This is a genomic window from Sphingobium sufflavum (assembly GCF_021403115.1).
Taxonomy (GTDB): domain Bacteria; phylum Pseudomonadota; class Alphaproteobacteria; order Sphingomonadales; family Sphingomonadaceae; genus Sphingobium; species Sphingobium sufflavum.
In genome coordinates, this window is record NZ_JAJSSH010000001.1 from 484935 (window position 1) to 501842 (window position 16908).

General features: G+C 66.2%; 13 protein-coding genes and 1 tRNA gene. 8 read left to right on the forward strand and 6 right to left on the reverse strand.

Translation table 11 applies throughout. The features are described from left to right. The first annotated feature begins 2 nt into the window (after positions 1-2). The 3 genes from LWE61_RS02460 (at position 3) to LWE61_RS02470 (ending at position 3151) form a co-directional block, all read left to right on the forward strand. The gene (locus tag LWE61_RS02460) at positions 3-1163 is read left to right on the forward strand and encodes an acetyl-CoA C-acetyltransferase (RefSeq protein ID WP_234148412.1); all 1161 of its coding nucleotides are present in this window, start codon (positions 3-5) and stop codon (positions 1161-1163) included. Beyond that, a complete protein-coding gene (locus tag LWE61_RS02465; RefSeq protein WP_234148413.1) occupies positions 1160-1945 on the forward strand; it encodes an enoyl-CoA hydratase-related protein in 786 nt (261 codons plus the stop codon). Before LWE61_RS02460 ends, LWE61_RS02465 begins: the two co-directional genes overlap by 4 nt. 324 nt (positions 1946-2269) lie before the next feature. Then, positions 2270-3151 (forward strand): helix-turn-helix domain-containing protein, encoded by an 882-nt coding sequence (locus tag LWE61_RS02470; RefSeq protein WP_234148414.1) that lies wholly within the window; start codon positions 2270-2272, stop codon positions 3149-3151. Between the two features lie 326 nt (positions 3152-3477). Here the strand turns inward: LWE61_RS02470 and LWE61_RS02475 are convergent, their stop codons facing one another. Together LWE61_RS02475 and LWE61_RS02480 are read right to left on the reverse strand one after the other, a co-directional pair. After that, positions 3478-4797, reverse strand: coding sequence for an acyl-CoA dehydrogenase family protein (locus tag LWE61_RS02475; protein ID WP_234148415.1), 1320 nt, complete (start codon positions 4795-4797; stop codon positions 3478-3480). A 31-nt stretch (positions 4798-4828) separates the two neighbouring features. Continuing rightward, complete coding sequence (locus LWE61_RS02480) at positions 4829-5902, reverse strand: phosphotransferase family protein (RefSeq protein ID WP_234148416.1); 1074 nt, start codon at positions 5900-5902, stop codon at positions 4829-4831. 233 nt (positions 5903-6135) lie between these two features. On the opposite strand from LWE61_RS02480, the gene LWE61_RS02485 reads away from it, so the two are divergent. Together LWE61_RS02485 and LWE61_RS02490 are read left to right on the forward strand one after the other, a co-directional pair. After that, positions 6136-7764: an alpha-N-arabinofuranosidase gene (locus tag LWE61_RS02485; protein WP_234148417.1), complete on the forward strand. Its 1629-nt coding sequence runs from the start codon at positions 6136-6138 to the stop codon at positions 7762-7764. Positions 7765-7772: 8 nt separating this feature from the next. Next, positions 7773-8909 (forward strand): aldose epimerase family protein, encoded by a 1137-nt coding sequence (locus tag LWE61_RS02490; RefSeq protein WP_407696184.1) that lies wholly within the window; start codon positions 7773-7775, stop codon positions 8907-8909. A gap of 241 nt (positions 8910-9150) precedes the next feature. On the opposite strand, the gene LWE61_RS02495 is transcribed toward LWE61_RS02490, so the two are convergent. After that, complete coding sequence (locus tag LWE61_RS02495) at positions 9151-11181, reverse strand: molybdopterin-containing oxidoreductase family protein (protein WP_234148419.1); 2031 nt, start codon at positions 11179-11181, stop codon at positions 9151-9153. Between the two features lie 116 nt (positions 11182-11297). Between LWE61_RS02495 and LWE61_RS02500 the strand changes: the two genes are divergently transcribed. Continuing rightward, positions 11298-11870 (forward strand): TetR/AcrR family transcriptional regulator, encoded by a 573-nt coding sequence (locus LWE61_RS02500; protein WP_234148420.1) that lies wholly within the window; start codon positions 11298-11300, stop codon positions 11868-11870. 144 nt (positions 11871-12014) lie between these two features. On the opposite strand, the gene LWE61_RS02505 is transcribed toward LWE61_RS02500, so the two are convergent. Continuing rightward, the gene (locus LWE61_RS02505; RefSeq protein ID WP_234148421.1) at positions 12015-13094 is read right to left on the reverse strand and encodes a DUF2332 domain-containing protein; all 1080 of its coding nucleotides are present in this window, start codon (positions 13092-13094) and stop codon (positions 12015-12017) included. A gap of 37 nt (positions 13095-13131) precedes the next feature. Between LWE61_RS02505 and LWE61_RS02510 the strand changes: the two genes are divergently transcribed. Together LWE61_RS02510 and LWE61_RS02515 are read left to right on the forward strand one after the other, a co-directional pair. Continuing rightward, on the forward strand, positions 13132-14295 hold the full coding sequence (locus LWE61_RS02510; protein WP_234148422.1) for a citrate synthase: 1164 nt from the start codon (positions 13132-13134) through the stop codon (positions 14293-14295). Positions 14296-14750: 455 nt separating this feature from the next. Next, positions 14751-15508, forward strand: a protein-coding gene (locus LWE61_RS02515; protein ID WP_234148423.1) for an IS5 family transposase whose coding sequence is annotated in 2 segments (ribosomal slippage) — positions 14751-15084 and positions 15084-15508 — 759 coding nt in all. Because the reading frame shifts where the segments join, the coding sequence is not laid out codon by codon here. A 58-nt stretch (positions 15509-15566) separates the two neighbouring features. On the opposite strand, the gene LWE61_RS02520 is transcribed toward LWE61_RS02515, so the two are convergent. Together LWE61_RS02520 and LWE61_RS02525 are read right to left on the reverse strand one after the other, a co-directional pair. After that, positions 15567-15642, reverse strand: a tRNA-Val gene (locus LWE61_RS02520). A 158-nt stretch (positions 15643-15800) separates the two neighbouring features. Next, positions 15801-16775, reverse strand: a complete 975-nt coding sequence (locus tag LWE61_RS02525; protein ID WP_234148424.1) for a helix-turn-helix domain-containing protein — start codon at positions 16773-16775, stop codon at positions 15801-15803. Positions 16776-16908 lie beyond the last annotated feature (133 nt).

Below are 16908 nucleotides of genomic sequence, written 5' to 3' on the forward strand. Positions count from 1 at the left end.
CCATGGCACAAGCCTATATCGTAGAGGCGGTCCGTACCGCAGGCGGCCGTCGCAAGGGCGCGCTGGCCGACTGGCATCCGGCCGATCTGGGCGGGGCGGTGCTGGACGCCGTCGTGGACCGCAGCGGCATCGACCCCGCCGCCGTGGAGGATGTGGTGCTGGGCTGCGTGACGCAGGCGGGGGAGCAGGGATTCGCCTTTGCCCGCAACGCCGTCCTTTCCTCCCGCCTGCCGGTCAGCGTTCCCGCCGTGACCGTGGACCGGCAATGCGGCAGTTCGCAGCAATGCGTGCAGTTCGCGGCGCAGGCCGTGATGTCCGGCACGCAGGACGTGGTGATCGCCGCGGGGGCGGAGAGCATGACGCGCGTGCCCATGTTCACCAACATCTCCTATCATGAACGTGACGGGGTGGGCGTCGGCCCGTTCAGCGACCGCATCAAGCAACGCTTTGGCGTCGAGACGTTCAGCCAGTTCGAGGGGGCGGAGATGCTGGCCGCCAAATATGGCTTCGACCGCGACACGCTCGACCGTTTCGCGCTGGACAGCCACCGCAAGGCCGCTGCTGCGACGCAGGCCGGGGCGTTCCACGGCCAGATCGTGCCGCTGGCGGTGGAGGGCGGCGTGCATGACCGGGACGAGGGCATCCGTTATGACGCGACCCTCGACAGCATCGGCTCGGTGAAGCTGCTCACCGAAGGGGGCGTGATTTCCGCCGCCAACGCCAGCCAGATTTGCGACGGGGCCTCGGCTGCGCTGGTCGTGAACGACCGGGCGATCCGGGACCATGGCCTGACCCCTATCGCCCGCATCGTCAACATGACCGTCACGGGCGGCGACCCGATCATCATGCTGGAGGAGCCGATCGGCGCGACCCGCCGGGCACTGGAACGGGCGGGCATGCGGATCGAGGACATCGACCTGTATGAGGTGAACGAGGCTTTTGCGCCCGTGCCCCTCGCCTGGACGAAGGCGCTGGGCGCGGACCCGGCCAGGCTCAACGTCAATGGCGGTGCCATCGCGCTGGGCCATCCGCTGGGCGCGACGGGAACGAAGCTGATGACGACCCTGATTCACAGCCTGCGCGCGCGGGGCCTGCGCTATGGCCTGCAAGCGGTGTGCGAGGGCGGCGGCATCGCCAATGTCACCATCGTCGAGGCGCTGTGACCGTGCCATGGCGTCATGTCGGGGTGGAGCGGGACGGGCGGCTGACCATCGTCACCATCAACCGGCCCGAAGTGCATAATGCGCTGAGCGCAGAGGCGCATGACGAGCTGGAGGCGATCTTCGACGATTTCGCCGCCGACCCGGACCAATGGGTGGCGATCATCACCGGCGCGGGGGAGAAGGCCTTTTGCGCGGGTCATGACCTGAAGCAGCAGGCGGCGGGCGGTGGCCTCACCAACCCGCCCACCGGCTTTGCGGGGCTGACCGCGCGCTTCGATCTCGACAAGCCGGTGATCGCGGCGGTCAATGGCGTGGCCATGGGCGGCGGCTTCGAACTGGCGCTGGCGTGCGACATCGTGGTGGCGTCCGCGACCGCCAGTTTCGCCCTGCCGGAGGCGAAGGTGGGGCTGGCCGCGCTGGGCGGCGGCATCCAGCGGCTGCCGCGCGAGATCGGCCTGAAACGGGCGATGGGGATGCTGCTCACCGGCCGCCGCCTCTCCGCCGCGCAGGGGCTGGTGCTGGGCTTCGTGAACGAGGTGGCGGAGGATGGCGACCTGCTGTCCCTGGCGCGGCGCTGGGCCGGCGAGATACTGGCGTGCAGCCCCATGTCGATCCGCGCGACGAAGGATGCGGTGCGCCGGGGCCAGACCGCGCCGATCGAGCAGGCGATCGTCGAGCAATGGTCCTATCCGGCGATGGCCGCGATGCTGGCGTCGGAGGATTATGTTGAGGGACCGGCGGCTTTTGCGGAAAAGCGAGTGCCGGAATGGCGGGGGCGATAGAAGACCTTCCGCTTGCCCCCACGGTCGACGGTTCGGACAATGCAGCATCGAAAGACCGGGGCGGATCGCCATGGGATGGGCTGCGTCCGTCGCCTGTGCGTCCTCCCCGCTCTCCACGGGTCGGTGTTTCGGATACTCCGGGACATATCGGAAAATGGCCCGAATTTTTGGCGAGGCATTGGCCGCGATGCAGGATATAAGGGTGCCGCAGGGACCAGAGATACAAGGAGCGGCCCGGTTGCAGGTGAGGATTTCCACACAGGGCCGGGGCCATCCGATGGCGGCCGATCATAGGCCGTCCGTTCCGGCGGTGCAGGTCCGCCCATGCTGATCGCGCCGCCGCCGCCATGGCATTCCGAAGCGATCATCGCCGACACGTTGCAACGCGGCCCGGAAATGGCCGTGTCCTCGTCCGACGGGCGCTGGCGCTTCACCCGCTGGCGCAGCTTCGTCGGCAACTACACCCTGCCCGGCCTGCCCGAACCGCTGTTCGTGGTGCATCTGGGCGGCAAGCCCAATGTGCGGACATGGGACCGGGACGGGTGGAGCGAGACGACATCCTTTCCCGGCGCCGCGACCATCGTGCCCGCGACCATGCCGACGCGCTGGCTGGTGGACGGGGAACTGGACGTCGTCACCTTCAGCATCGACCGGGACGATGTGCGCGCCGCTTCGGTACTGGAGCATTTCGGCAAGATGCACTTCGCCTTTTCCGACCCGCTGGGCGCGGCATTGGCGCGGCAGATATTGGCGGAACTCTACAAGCCGTCGTCGGACGGGCGGGACGCCTATGTCGCCGCGCTGATCGACGCGCTCAAGGCCCATATGATGCGCGGCCCGTCGAGCGCGGGACCGGCGGAGTTCCCGACCTCCTCCTTCTCCTCCTACCGCATCCACAACGTCCTGAACGCCATCGCGCGCAAGCCGGAGGCGGACCATAGCCTTGACGAACTGGCGGAACTGGCGGGCCTGACGCGGTCCCATTTCTGCCGGGTGTTCAAGCGTGCGGTGGGACTGTCGCCGCACCAATATCTGCTCAAGGCGCGGCTGGATCGGGCGCAGCAGATCCTGTGCCAGGGCGACATGTCCATCGCGGTCATCGCGGAGATGCTGGGCTTCACCAGCCAGAGCCATTTCAACCGCGCGTTCCGCGAGCAGTTCGGCGAGCCGCCGAGCACCCATCGAAAGCGCGGCGTCCGGCATTGAGCGGCGGCGCCGTCGCTCCCGGCTGGTGGTGGCAGAGCCGCTACCCGTCGATGAACGGCAGGACCGGAACCTTGGCAGGATAACCGCGACCGTCGGGGTGGCGTAGCGTCCCCGACAGGCAGGCGCTATCCTCGCGCGCAGGGGCGGCGGATGGATGCCGGGTTGCCCACGATTTCCCCATCATCTGTTGCCATTACCAGAATGGGATGACTGTCCTCTGAATCGTCATGTCTCCGCTACGCTCGCCATGACGAGGTGGGTCAATCTATCGTCATCCCCCGCCGGCGCAGCCACCGGGCGCCCATGCAGACGCCCGGACCAGATGATTATCCAGCGGCTTCCCGCACCGCCACGGCCTGTTCCGCTTCCGCCAGAATCTCGGCCCATTCTTCCCGCACCTTCGCCGTGCGGGTGGGGATATGTTCGGACGGGAACAGGCCCTCGGCGGGCGTGGTGGCCTTGAGCAGCGCATTGGCGATCTGGACCTGATGCACTTCCGTCGGCCCGTCGGCCACGTCCAGCATGGGGATGCCCATCCACATCTTGGCCAGCGGCGTCTCATGCGTGGTGCCCAGCGCGCCATGCAGATGCACCGCGCGGCGCACGATGTCATGATAGACGCGCGCCATCGCCACCTTGCTCATGCCGATGTGCATCCGCGCCGCGCCATGCGGCTGGGTGTCGATCAGCCATGCGGTCTTGAGCACCAGCAGGCGGTACATCTCCAGCTCCATGGCGGAGTTGGCGATGTCGGCCTTGACCAGCTGATGGTCGCCCAGCGGGCGGCCCTGCGTGCGGCGGGACACCGCGCGCTCCTGCATCATTTCGAGGGCGCGCTGGCACTGGCCGACGACCCGCATCGCATGATGGATGCGCCCGCCGCCCAGCCGCGCCTGCGCCAGCTTGAACCCCTCGCCGGGGCCGCCCAGCATCGCGTCCAGCGGCACCCGCACCTTGTCGAAGCGCAGATAGGCGTGATGGCCATTGTCCGCCGGGTCGTTCATGCCCGCCACGTCCCGCACGTCGATGATGCCGGGCGTGTCCGACGGGATCAGGAACATGCTCATCCGTTCATGCGGTGCATTGTCCGGGTTGGTGATGACCATGGCGATGACGAAGGAGGAGTTCTTGTAGTTGGAGGCGTACCATTTCTCCCCCTCGATCACCCATTCGTCGCCTTCACGCCAGGCGCGGCAGGTGAACTCCTTGGGATCGGCCCCCGCCTGCGGTTCGGTCATGGCGTAGGTGGAGAATATCTCGCCATCGAGCAGCGGGCGCAGATATTTCGCCTTCTGCTCGTCCGTGCCGAACATGGCCACGATCTCCGCATTGCCGGTGTCGGGCGCGGCGCAGCCGAAGATGACCGGACCCCAGCTCGTGCGGCCCAGTTGCTCGTTCATCAGCGCCAGCTTCAACTGGCCATAGCCCTTGCCGCCCATCTCCGGCGTCAGGTGGCAGGCCCACAGGCCATTGTCCTTCACCTCCTGCTGGAGCTGTTTGACGATATGGCGGGCGACCTTGTTCTTCGTGTTGAACTGCTCGCTGCCTTGCGGGAACAACAGGTCCATCGCCCCCACCTTCTCGCGCACGAACGTGCTCATCCAGTCCAGCTTTTCCTGGAATTCGGGATCGACCGAAAAGTCCATTTCACCACCTCGTCATCATGTTTGAAACTGTTCAGGGGAAGGCGACGCGGCGCGCCTTGGTGGTCAGCCATGTCGCATAGGCGTGGACGGACGCGCCGACCTTGTCGGGAACCTTGCCCGCCTTCCACGCGGCGGTCGTGCCTTCCAGCAGGCAGGCCAGCTTGTAGCAGGACAGGGCGAAATACCACGGGATGCAGCTCATATCCCGGCCACTCAGCGCGCCATAGAGGTCGATGAGTTCGGCGCGCGACAGGAAGCCGTCCCACGGCGTGACCATCGGTCCCTTGCCCTCCGGGTCGCCATCCTCCCACCAGCTCGACAAGATCCAGCCGAGGTCCATGAGGGGGTCGCCCAGAGACGTCAGCTCCCAGTCCAGCACGCCGGAAATCTTCGGCGCCTTGAGTGAGAACATCACGTTGGGAAACTGGAAGTCGCCATGCACGATGCCGATGCGCTGGTTGTCCGGGATATTGTCCGACAGCCAGCGGCCGACCTCCTCGAAATAGGGCAGGTCGCTCGGATTATAGCCGGGGGTCGCGGCATAGCCTTCCAGCTGCGACCGCCACCGCTCGACCTGCCGGGCGTGCCAGTTCTCCGGCTTGCCGAGGTCGGAGAGGCCGACCGCCGCATAATCCACCTTCCCCAGCGCCACCGCCGCCTTGACCAGTTCCTCGCCCATGGCGCGCCGCCAGACCGGGTTGGTCGCATAGTCGCCTTCCAGCGCGCCCGACTTCGCCATGCCCTCCAGCGGCGACATCAGGTAGAAGCAGGCCCCGGTGACGCTCTCGTCATCGCAAACGGAGTACAGTTCCGGGTGGGGCACGGTGCTGCCGTCCAGCGCCCGCAATATGCGCGCCTCCTTCAGCATCGTCTCGTTGCTCTTGGGCGGCTTTGCGCGCTTCGACGGCCTGCGCAGGACGATCGACGTCTCGCCCCGGTGCAGCAGGAAAACGGCGTTGGACAGGCCCGCCGCCATCTTTGCCACGGCCGTCACCGGTCCCTGTCCGGGCACGTCCGGCTGCGCCTCGATCCAGTCGCTGAGGGCTGGCCAGTGCAACAGGCCATCAAAGCTGTCGAGCGTTTCGCCCACGCCATTGTCCGCCATGCCGCTCTCCTGTGTCCCGATGATCTGACTGGGTTCGTGCCCCCTTTGTGTCAGTCGTAACCCCGGTGCCTCAACCCGCCATTCGATAGAATCCGGGCCATAAGCGAGATGGACGGACAGGAGGTGACGGCGCGCGCACGCCTTGACAACGTATAATTACTCAGACAAATAATATATACATTATTGCGTGCGGCCGGATCGTCGCCCGGCGCGACAGGGAGAGGGATTTGCCGATGGCAACGGACGGGACCAACGCATCGCGGGTATCGAAAAAGACTCGCCTTTCCGCCATGATCGGCGGCATCCTCCTCGCCGCCACGGCTTCGGCGGCGGTTGCCCAGCCCGCCGACCCGACGCGATTGTCGATCCGAGCGGACCAGCCCGGCGCGACGATCAGCCGCGACATATTCGGCCAGTTCGCCGAGCAGTTGGGCGAGGGCATCAATGGCGGCGTCTGGGTCGGCAAAAATTCCAAAATCCCCAATGTGCGGGGCATCCGCAGCGATGTCGTCGCCGCGTTGAAGGCGCTGCGGGTTCCCAATGTCCGCTGGCCGGGCGGTTGCTTTGCCGACGCCTATGACTGGCGCGACGGCGTCGGCCCGCGCCGCACCTCCCACGTCAACCAGTGGGGCAATGTGATCGAGCCGAACAGCTTCGGTACCAACGAATTCCTGGATTTCGTCGATCAGATCGGCAGCGAGGCCTATATCTCCGTCAACGTCGGCAGCGGCACGCCGCAGCAGGCGGCCGAATGGTTCGAATATATGACTGTCGAACTGCCCACCACGCTGGGGCAGGAGCGGGTCGCCAACGGCCGCAAGCCAGCCTCTCGCATCAAATATCTCGGCCTCGGCAATGAAAGCTGGGGTTGCGGGGGCGGGATGAGCGCCGACGCCTATGTCGAGAAGATGAAGCTGTTCGCCACCTTCACGAAAAGCCATCATCCCGATCAGGTCGAAAGCTTCATCAAGCCCGCCAAGTCCCCGATGATCCGGGTCGCGGTGGGGCAGGGGCTGGGCGAGACCGCCTATACCGAGGCGGTGATGAAGGCGTGGAAGGAGCGCACCGGCCATAGCTGGAACATTCAGGCGCTGTCCCTGCATTATTACACTGGCCTGCCCCTGCCGATGATGGCCAGTTCTGTCGAGTTCGGCGAGAAGGACTATGCCGGGATGCTCGCCAGCACCCTCAAGATGGAGGATATGCTCAGCGAACATTCGGCGATCATGGACAAATATGATCCGGGCAGGAAGGTGGCGCTGGCTGTCGACGAATGGGGGCTGTGGCTGCGGCCGCAGGGCGAGAATTTCCTGTTTCTGCGCCAGCAGAATTCGGTGCGCGACGCCATCGCCGCCGCCCTCAACCTCAACATCTTCGCCCGCCATGCGGACCGTGTGCGCCTCACCAACATCGCCCAGATGGTCAATGTCATCCAGTCGATGATCCTGACCGATGGCGCGAAGATGCTGCTCACGCCCACCTACCATGTCTACAGAATGTATGTGCCGTTCCAGGATGCGCGTTTCCTGCCCGTTTCCCTCTCCGCCGGCAGCTACCGGTTCGACACTGTGACGTTGCCACGGGTGGACGCCATCGCGGCGAAGGGTGCGGACGGCAAGGTCTGGCTGGCCGTGACCAATGTCGATCCCAACCGCCCGGCGGAGATCGACGTCGCCATTCCGGGCGTCACGGCCACCGCCGCCGTGGGGGACATGCTGACCGCGCCCACCGTCAACGCGGTCAACAGCTTCGACGCGCCCCAGGCGGTGAGTCCGGTGCCGTTCAGGGCGGTGGCGACGGCGGGCAGGCTGACGTTGCGCCTGCCGCCAAAGTCCGTCACGGTGGTGCAGGTTCAGGAGTGAGGCGGATGATGAAACAGGTCGTACTGGCTGCGGCGCTGCTGGCCGCACAGCCTGCATCCGCGACGGAGATCGCACGCCGTCCGTTCGGCACCATGCCGGATGGCCATGGGGTGGAGGCGATCACCCTCACCAACCGGCATGGCGTCTCCGCGACGATCATCACCTATGGCGCGGCGATCCAGTCGGTCATCCTGCCCGATGCCAAGGGAAGCAAGGCCGACATCGCGCTCGGCCATGCCACGCTGGGCGAATATCTGGCCAAACGGCAGTTCATGGGCGCCAGCGTCGGGCGCGTGGCCAATCGGATCGCGGGCGGCGCGTTCACGCTGGACGGTCGTGCGTACCGGGTCACGCTGAATGACGGACCCAATGCGCTGCATGGCGGCAAGGGCGGCTTCGACACCGTCGTCTGGCAGGTGGTGGGCGCCACCTCCACCCCGGACGCTGCGGCGGTCACGCTGCGCTACGTCAGTCCCGATGGCGATCAGGGTTTTCCGGGGCGGCTGGACAGCACCGTGGTCTACCGGCTGGACGAGAAGGACCAGCTCAGCATCGACTATGGCGCGACGACGGACCGGCCGACGGTGGTCAGCCTCTCCAGCCATGCCTATTGGAATCTGGGGGGCGAAGGCTCCCCGATCAGCGCGATGGACCATGTCCTGACCATTCCCGCCGCCCACTATTCGCCGGTCGATGCGACTCTGATCCCGACGGGTGAGTTCCGCGACGTGACGGGCACGCCCTTCGATTTCCGCACGCCGCATCGCATCGGGGAGCGGGTTCGCACCATGGCCGACGCACAGATCGGGATCGGTCGGGGCTATGACCATGACTGGGTCGTCTCGCGGACGCCGCCCAGCGCGATGCAGATGATGGCGCGGGTGAGCGATCCCCATTCGGGCCGGTCCATGGAGCTATGGTCCAACCAGCCCGGCCTGCAATTCTACTCCGGCAATTTCCTCGACGCGACGACCAGCGGCAAGTCCGGCGGCTTGTATCGACAGGGCGACGCCATCGTGCTGGAGCCACAGGCTTTTCCGGACGCGGTGAACCGCCCGGACTTCGGCAGCGTCCGGCTGAACCCCGGCCAGACCTACAGCAACCGCATGGTCTATAAATTCTTTCCCGGCGCGAAAGGGCGCTAGAGTCAGGGGTGGTGCCTGCCCAACGCGCTACAGGTCGCCAGACCGGCACACTGCACCATTCTGTCCCCGCTTGGGCGGCAGGCTCGGTGGCTCCGTCTGCCCCAATGGCGCGGTGCTGGCGGTGAAGCGGTGACGCGCGGATGGTGACGGCCTGACCGGCGCGGGACCGGTATGGGCGATCGCCGGATCGCCAGCAGGGAACCTCAGCCCTCAATCATCGCCCGGACAGCCCGCCGCGATGTCACGCCTCCACCGGCTCACCCTTCTCTATGGCAATCGGGATGCCGGAATAGAGCACCATGCCCGTCATCGCATCCACCGATTGCACGCTGGTCAGCAGGTTCACGTTCGCGCCTTCATGGCCATGCGGGATGGACGCGACGCCGGGCCGGATCGTGTCGGTCACATTCGCGATCAGGATGATTGCGCCGCTATCCGTCGTCACGCGCACCCGGTCGCCATGGGCGATGCCGTGCGCGGCGGCGTCGCGCGGATGCAGGATGATGTCCGCCGGACTGCCGAGGAAGGAGAGTGAGGCGTTGAGCTTTCGCCGCTGCCGACGGGGAATGAAGCTCAGCGGCGGTGGCCCGCCTCGCGCCTCGTCGGCCGCACGGGTCCGCGCCCACAGCGCCACCAGCGGTTGCGGGGCGACGATCCACCCGCCGATCCGCTCGATATGCCGGTCGACCCATGCGGCGGGAAACTCCAGCGGCCGGGATATTGTGCCCGCCGCCTTCAATGCCTCGAAGGTGCAGCGCGCGCCTGCCATCTGTCGCGCCAGCATGGCGTCATCCGCCCCCGCAACCCGGTCGCTTTCGGGCAGGTCGGCGGGCGTCTCCAGCCCCATGCGCGTCATGAGCTGCGACAGGATCCACCAGGCCGATCGCCGCTCGCCCATCGGCGGCACCACGGCGGGTGAATAGAGCATCGACAGGCTGCCGCACAGCGTATCCCACAGTGAAATATCGGGCCGTTCCGTCTGGTCCTTCGTCGGCAGGACATGCGTGGACAGGGCCGTCGTCTCATTCTCGACCACTTCGAACGTGACGAAGCTGTCGAGTTTCCGAAGGGCGGGGACCAGCACATTGGCGTCGGGAAAGGAACGGACGAGGCTGCCGCCGAGATTGATGAGCGCCCGGATATTGCCGGCCTCTATCTCCCCCGCCAGCGCGGCGCAGGGCCAGTCGCCGATCAGGCCGTTCACCTCCGGCATGGTGGGCGCGCCGGGTGTGAAGGGATTGTCCATGCGCGGCAGTTCGAAACTGTCGAATTGCGTGATGAAGCCGGGGTGGAACCACACGCCGCCCTTGCGGTTCATGCGCCCGGTCAGGATGTTGAGCAGCCATGCGAACCACTGCGTCACATTGGCGCCCTCTGACATGGTGACGCCTGTGCCGGTTTCCACGGTGACGCCGCCAAAGCGCATCACCGCATCCAGCAGGTCGGCAAGTTCCTCTTCGTCCACGCCCGCGACACGGGCCGCGGTGGCGCGGTCATAACCCGCCAGTGCCGCGCGCAGGGTGTCCAGACCCTGGACGGGCTGCGCGGCGAACAGCGGGCCGGCGTCGATCACCTCCCGCACCAGCCAGGCCAGGATGGCGTAATCCTTGCCGGGCAGCGGCGCGATGTGCCGGGTGGAATAGGCGGCGGTCTCGGTGCGGAGCGGGTCGATTGTCCACAGTTCGCCGCGCCCGGCGATGGCCCTGATCCAGGTCGGCGGGCTGAACATGCCGGTGTTGTGGCCGTGGCTGACCATCGGATTGACGCCGACATACAGGAGCATCTCCACCGCCTCATTGTCGGTCTTGCCGGACAGGCCCGGAAAGCCGCCGACGAGGCTGCTGACCAGCACCTTGGCGGTGCCGTCGATCGTCAGCGGCGAGAATTTGGGCGGGTAGCCCAGCGCGCGATGAAAGGACTCGGCCATGCGAAAACCGGCCGCATCCATGCCCAGCCCGCTGCCAAAGTAGAATCCTATCGCGTTGGGACCATGGTCGTCGATTATGGCGCGCAGCCGTACGGCCAGATCGTCGAGGACGGCATCCCAGTCCATCGTCACGCGGTCATCGCCCCGCATCATCCATGGCGCCGATATGGCCCGGTCATGATGATGCAGCCGACCGACCGCCCGGCCCTTGGGACAGGTATATCCCTTGCTCAGGTCATGCGCGAAGTCGCCCTTGACCTGCACGATCCGGTCGCCCTCGGTGGCGACGGCGATGCCGCACTGGTTGGTGCAGATGCGGCAATGGGTGCGCGTAATATGGGGCATCTCTCTCCCTCGGTCGTCGTCTCTTTGCGGGCAGGCTATCATAAGTGAGCGGTTGCTCAATATAAAAGAGCAGTGGCTTACTTGTTCGGGGCGGAATCGCGCGATAGGGATGGCGGATGGCCATTGCAGAGCTGAAACCGGAGGATCGGCGGCGCGATCCTGTCCGCACCCGCGCCCGCATCCTCGCCGCCGCCGTCGAGGTTTTTGGAAGGCTCAGCTACGCGCAGGCCGGTCTGCGCGATATTTCCGCCCGCGCGGGCGTGGCGTCATCGCTGCCCGTCCGATATTTCGGGACCAAGGCCGCGCTGTTCGAAGCCGCGCTGGTTGAGACTGTCCGCACCAATTCGGTCTTCACCTGGCAGAAGGCGAATTTCGGCGAGACGATGATGCGGCTCATCCACGACGACAGCAATGTTCGGATCACCGCCATGCTGATGTCCGCGCTGGCCGACCCTGAATCGCGCGATGTCGCGGTGCGGGTCTGGCAGGAACATATGATCGCTCCGCTCGCACAATGGCTTGGCCCACCGGACGCGGACGGGCGCGCGAATACGCTGTTTGCCCTGATGTCCGGGCTGACCTTTCAGGTCCACGGACTGGCCGCAGGCAATATCTCGCCCGCCTCGGCAAGATGGGCTGCACAGGCGATGCAGGAGATTGTGGACGGAGGCGGGAACAGCGCGGCGTAGCGGACCGGACACCGGGCTTTCTGCTTCAGGAACCGGGCGGTTGCCCCGGTCCCCGGTCCCCAGGTCCGGGTCGGTCGCTTCCTCCATCCTTACCGTGCAGTCTGGCCGATTGGTGGCGCGATCTGTCCACCTGCCGGCCCTCCGTCAACACCAGCGCGCCCATTCGCCATGGGGGTGGACGACGGCCAGCCGCCGATCCCCACGGCTTTGCCAGTCCCACAGGCGCAGCTCAAACTGCCCGGCCGCTTCGCTCAGCTCCATCCGCAGCCAATGGAACGGGGCGTGCGCGGTTGCGGTGGCGGCATGGGCGTGCATCGTCGCAAGGATGGCGGCCTGCTCGGCCGCCGGAATATATTGCCACACGATGGAATGGAAAACGACCGTGGCTGTACCGTCCCTGGGGACCGCTCCGGCAACCCACTGCGCCGCCTGACAGGCGTCGACGTCGACGGGCGATGCCTGCGCCAGCGCGATCGCCGCCCGCAGCCGTTCCATGCGTTCATGCTGCTCCGCCCAGCAGTAGGACAGCAGGCGAACGGCGTCGTCCGGTCGGCGCAGATCGACGGGTCGCCGGTCGCAGGCATAGCGTTCGATGACGGTCAGCGCCGCCGCCAGCGACGGCGCATGGCCGTCCCAGCGGCAGGGCAGGACCACGGGACTCAGCGGGTCGCCCCATGTCGCCCCGCCAATATCATAGCGGAACCGATCCCACAGGCTGTTGAGTCCGGCGCTCGCGCCCAGCTCGAAGCAGCGCAGGGGCAGGCCCGTCTCCTGCCCGATGGTCAGGAAACCGCCCAGCATACAGGCCGACCGGCGCACTTCATTGGTTTGCGGCTCATGGGTCAGCATCGCTGCGACCGCGTCGGCTGAGGCGGCGAGGGCTGCCTGTGCGGCCGCCCATGCCCTGTCGGGGTTATGGCCCTTCGACGGATATTGTGCCGCAAGGGCCGGCGCGCGTCCGTCCAGCACCAGATAGTGCAGCGCCGCCAGCAATCGGAGCGCAACCGCGTCGCGGACCAGATCGGCAACCGCAACCCCGTTCCAGGGCGTCAGCAGCCCGGCCACGATGCCCCCGGCTTCCACATCGGCGACAGCATGGCGGAGGATGGCGGCGCTGAAGGGCGCGCCCAGGTCCGCACAGGCCTGTGCCTGCAAATGAATGGCCTTCGCCAGATGTTCGCCCACGCTCGCCTCCTTGTGATGACGGAGGCACAGATCGGTCATCGACAGAGGCTCATCAATCTTGATAAACATAATCAATATGAAACCGGAAGAATGGATCTCCGCAACAGAGGCGCGTACCCGCCTCGGCGTGCGGGCGCAGACGCTCTACGCCTATGTCAGCCGGGGCCATGTGCAGGTGCGTGTGCATCCGGACGACAGCCGCCGCAGTCTCTATCGCGCCCTCGATGTCGATGCTCTCGCCGCACGGCAGGGGCGCAGCCGGAAGCTGGCGGATGTCGCGTCGGCGGCCATTGCTTGGGGGGAACCGGTACTGGCCTCAGCCATCACGACGGTACGGGACGGGCGGCTTTACTACCGTGGCCGGGACGCGGCGCGACTGGCGGACGATCATACGCTGGAACAGGTCGCCGGACTGTTGCTGGGGGGCGATGACCATGCCCGACCGGATGCACCGCGACCCCCTCCCAGCGACCACGCCGACGTCCGCCACCGCCTTTTCCATGCCTTGGCGGACCGGGTTGCGACAGCGCCGCCGATGCCCGGTGCGCGTGCGGCCATGGTGGCGGCAGAGGCCGCGCTGCTGCTCGACATCGTGGCCGACGCCGCGTCCGGCTTGTGCGGGGACGGGCCGATTCATCAGCGTCTGGCGACGGGCTGGGGGCAGGCGGCGACCGGCCCGGCGGCCGACCTCATCCGGCGGATGCTGGTGCTGGTCGCCGATCATGAGTTGAACGCATCGACCTTTGCCGCCCGCGTGACGGCGGCGACGGGTGCGTCGCTGGCCGCATCGGTGCTGGCGGGCCTTTCGGCGCTGTCGGGACCGCGCCATGGCGGGCAAAGCGCGGTCGTGCGGCGATTCCTGGCCGAAGCGAAAATGCATGGGACGGAGGAGGCCGCCCGCGGACGCCTGATCGAGGATCGTCATCTTCCCGGCTTCGGGCACCCCCTCTATCCTCTGGGCGATATCAGGGCGAGGGCGCTGCTTGACCGGTTTGAGGTGCCCCGGCCTCTGGCCGAATTGCAGGCCATGGCCAGATTGCTGTGCGACGCCGAGCCCAATATCGACTTCGCCATGATCGCCGCCTGCGATGCGCTGGGCCTGCCCGAAGACGCCCCCTTCGCGATCTTTGCCACCGCCCGGTGCGCTGGCTGGATCGCGCATGCGGTGGAGCAGGGCGAGAGCCGCACGCTGATCCGGCCCAGGGCGCGCTACGTCGGCCCGGAACCGCTTGCGCCATAATCGACCCTCTCTGGTATGAAGAGGCAGTCGAAAGATATGTCGCGGTCAGGCTCCCGTATCGGTCCCGAGCCTGATCCGATTTTCGCAGGGATCGCAAGCTGCTGATGATTGTCGGTGAAAATGGGGGAGGACCGACGGGTCGAGTGACTGGATCGCACCCGGAAAATCCCGGCAGGACAGGTTTATCAGCCGCTCCAGAGGCGCGCCCTATAATTTGAGTAACCCGGCCCGGACAGGAAACCCTGAATCTGACATCATGGGTTCGGACGTTGTGGAGGAAACAGGGCGAAACGGCATCGCCTGCGTATCATCGAAAGCGTGAAAACCCATGAAGATTTCACCGAATTCGTCAGATTTTTCTATTGTTACGATAGCTTATCCGGGTTGTGATTTAGGGTCAGGCCCCATTGATGTGAGAGGCGCGATCTGATTCAGGCTCCGTGAGGAGAGTGATAATGAGCGACCTGTACTGGCTGACGGACGAGCAGATGGCGCGTCTGCGGCCCTATTTCCCCAAGAGCCACGGCAAGCCCCGCGTTGATGATCGGCGGGTGTTGAGCGGCATCGTTTTCGTCAATCGCAATGGGCTGCGCTGGCGGGATGCGCCCAAGGACTATGGTCCGCACAAGACGCTGTATAATCGCTGGAAGCGCTGGGGCGAGATCGGCGTCTTCCTCCACATGATGGAAGGATTGGCGGCCGAGGGTGCCGATCCGAAGACGGTCATGATCGATGCGACCTATTTGAAGGCATACCGCACGGCATCGAGCCTGCGGGTTAAAAAGGGGATCTCGGGCGCCTGATCGGTCGCACGAAAGGCGGTATGAACACGAAGCTTCACGCCGTCACTGACGCCAATGGCCGGCCGCTCAGCTTCTTCATGACCGCTGGGCAGGTCAGCGACTACACAGGGGCGGCAGCGCTTTTGGACGACCTGCCAAAGGCGCGCTGGCTGCTGGGCGACCGGGGCTATGACGCCGACTGGTTCAGGGACGCCTTGCAGGCGAAGGGTATCGAACCCTGCATCCCGGGCCGAAAATCCCGGCTCCAGCCCGTCAAATACGACAAACGCCGGTACAGACGCCGCAGTCGCATCGAGATCATGTTCGGACGCCTGAAGGACTGGCGCCGCGTCGCCACACGCTATGATCGATGTCCGACAGCCTTCTTTTCCCCCATCGCCCCCGCCGCCACCGTCATCTTCTGGCTCTGATCAGTGAGTCCTGACCCTAAGCATCACGGTTCCGGGTGTTCGCGGTTCTGACCGGGAATGGTGGGCGATGACGGGCTCGAACCGCCGACATCCTCCGTGTAAAGGAGGCGCTCTACCAACTGAGCTAATCGCCCCCGCAGGGATGTGCGGGCTTTTAAGGCGTTTTTGGACCCGGTCAAGGCCGGTCTGGGTGGAGCCATGGCGCTACGACGCCGAATCCGTCTCTCTCCAAATATCCTACAAGCCCGCTATTCTATAACCCTTCACCCATGCCCGCACGCCGGCCGACCCGTCACCCCGTAAAGCGCAGGCCCGCCTGTCGCACCGCGACGAACCAGCCGGTCAGCCGTTCCGCCGCCTCGTCCGACAGGGAGATGAAGACGCGGCGCGCATCGGCGGGGTCGTTGCGGCGCTGGAATATGCCCCGTTCCGTCAGTTGGGAGATCCAGCGCAGCGCCGTCGTCGGCGGCACGGCAGCGGCGATGCACAGGCTGGACACCGACACGGCCTTGCCGTCCAGCCGGGCGCCCATCAGGTCCAGCATCATGTCCCACGCCGGATCGGCGAACAGTTCGCCGGGCAGGAAGCGGTCGCGCATCCGCCGGACCTGGAGCAGGGTGCGAATCTCTGATCGGGTGGCCGTCGTCCCGCCCGCGCTGCCCTTGCGCGACCGCTCGCCCGCCTTGCCGCCTGCGGCCGGGGGCGCATAGTCCGCCTCCATGTCGCGCAGGCGCGGTCCGCCGTCACCCTGGTCGTCCCGCGTCAGCCGGTCGATGGTCTGCGCCAGTCGCCGCACCTCGGCGCTCAATTCCTCCAGCCGGGCGGTGTCCGATTCGCGCCCGATGTCGTGCAGCACCGCCGGGGGCACCCCCTCGCGCGCCAGCATGCACAGCGCCAGCCCGATGTCCGACAGCGCCGGTTCGCACAGCAGCCGCTCGAACGGCAGGTGCAGCATCGCCGCCACCGTTTCCGCCGCATGCAGGTCGACCAGCATCAACGGCCGCGCATCGGACCAGGCGGGCCAGGCGAGCAGGGTGGTCAGCAGGCCGGTCAGCCGCGCGTCGTCCCGTTCCAGCCCGCGCAGGTCGACCAGCAGCGCATCGACGCCCACCGTCTGCGCCAGCCGCTGCGCCAGTTCGTCCAGCGCGATGGTGGCGATGACGCGAAACCCCGCGCCCGACGCCATGGCCGCGCTCTCCCGCTGGTCCACATGGGGCGCGACGATCAGGAGGCTGGGCCGGCTGTCCGATACCCAGTTTCCCCCCATGGGGCAGTCCTCGTTTCCAGTCGAAAAATTCGGCCCGACGGCCATATGTCACCCCTGTACCTACTTTGTTCGGACATACCCAAATCGGATGTTAATTAAAATGTCTGTTGGTCCATTTCGGACCTAAGCCCAC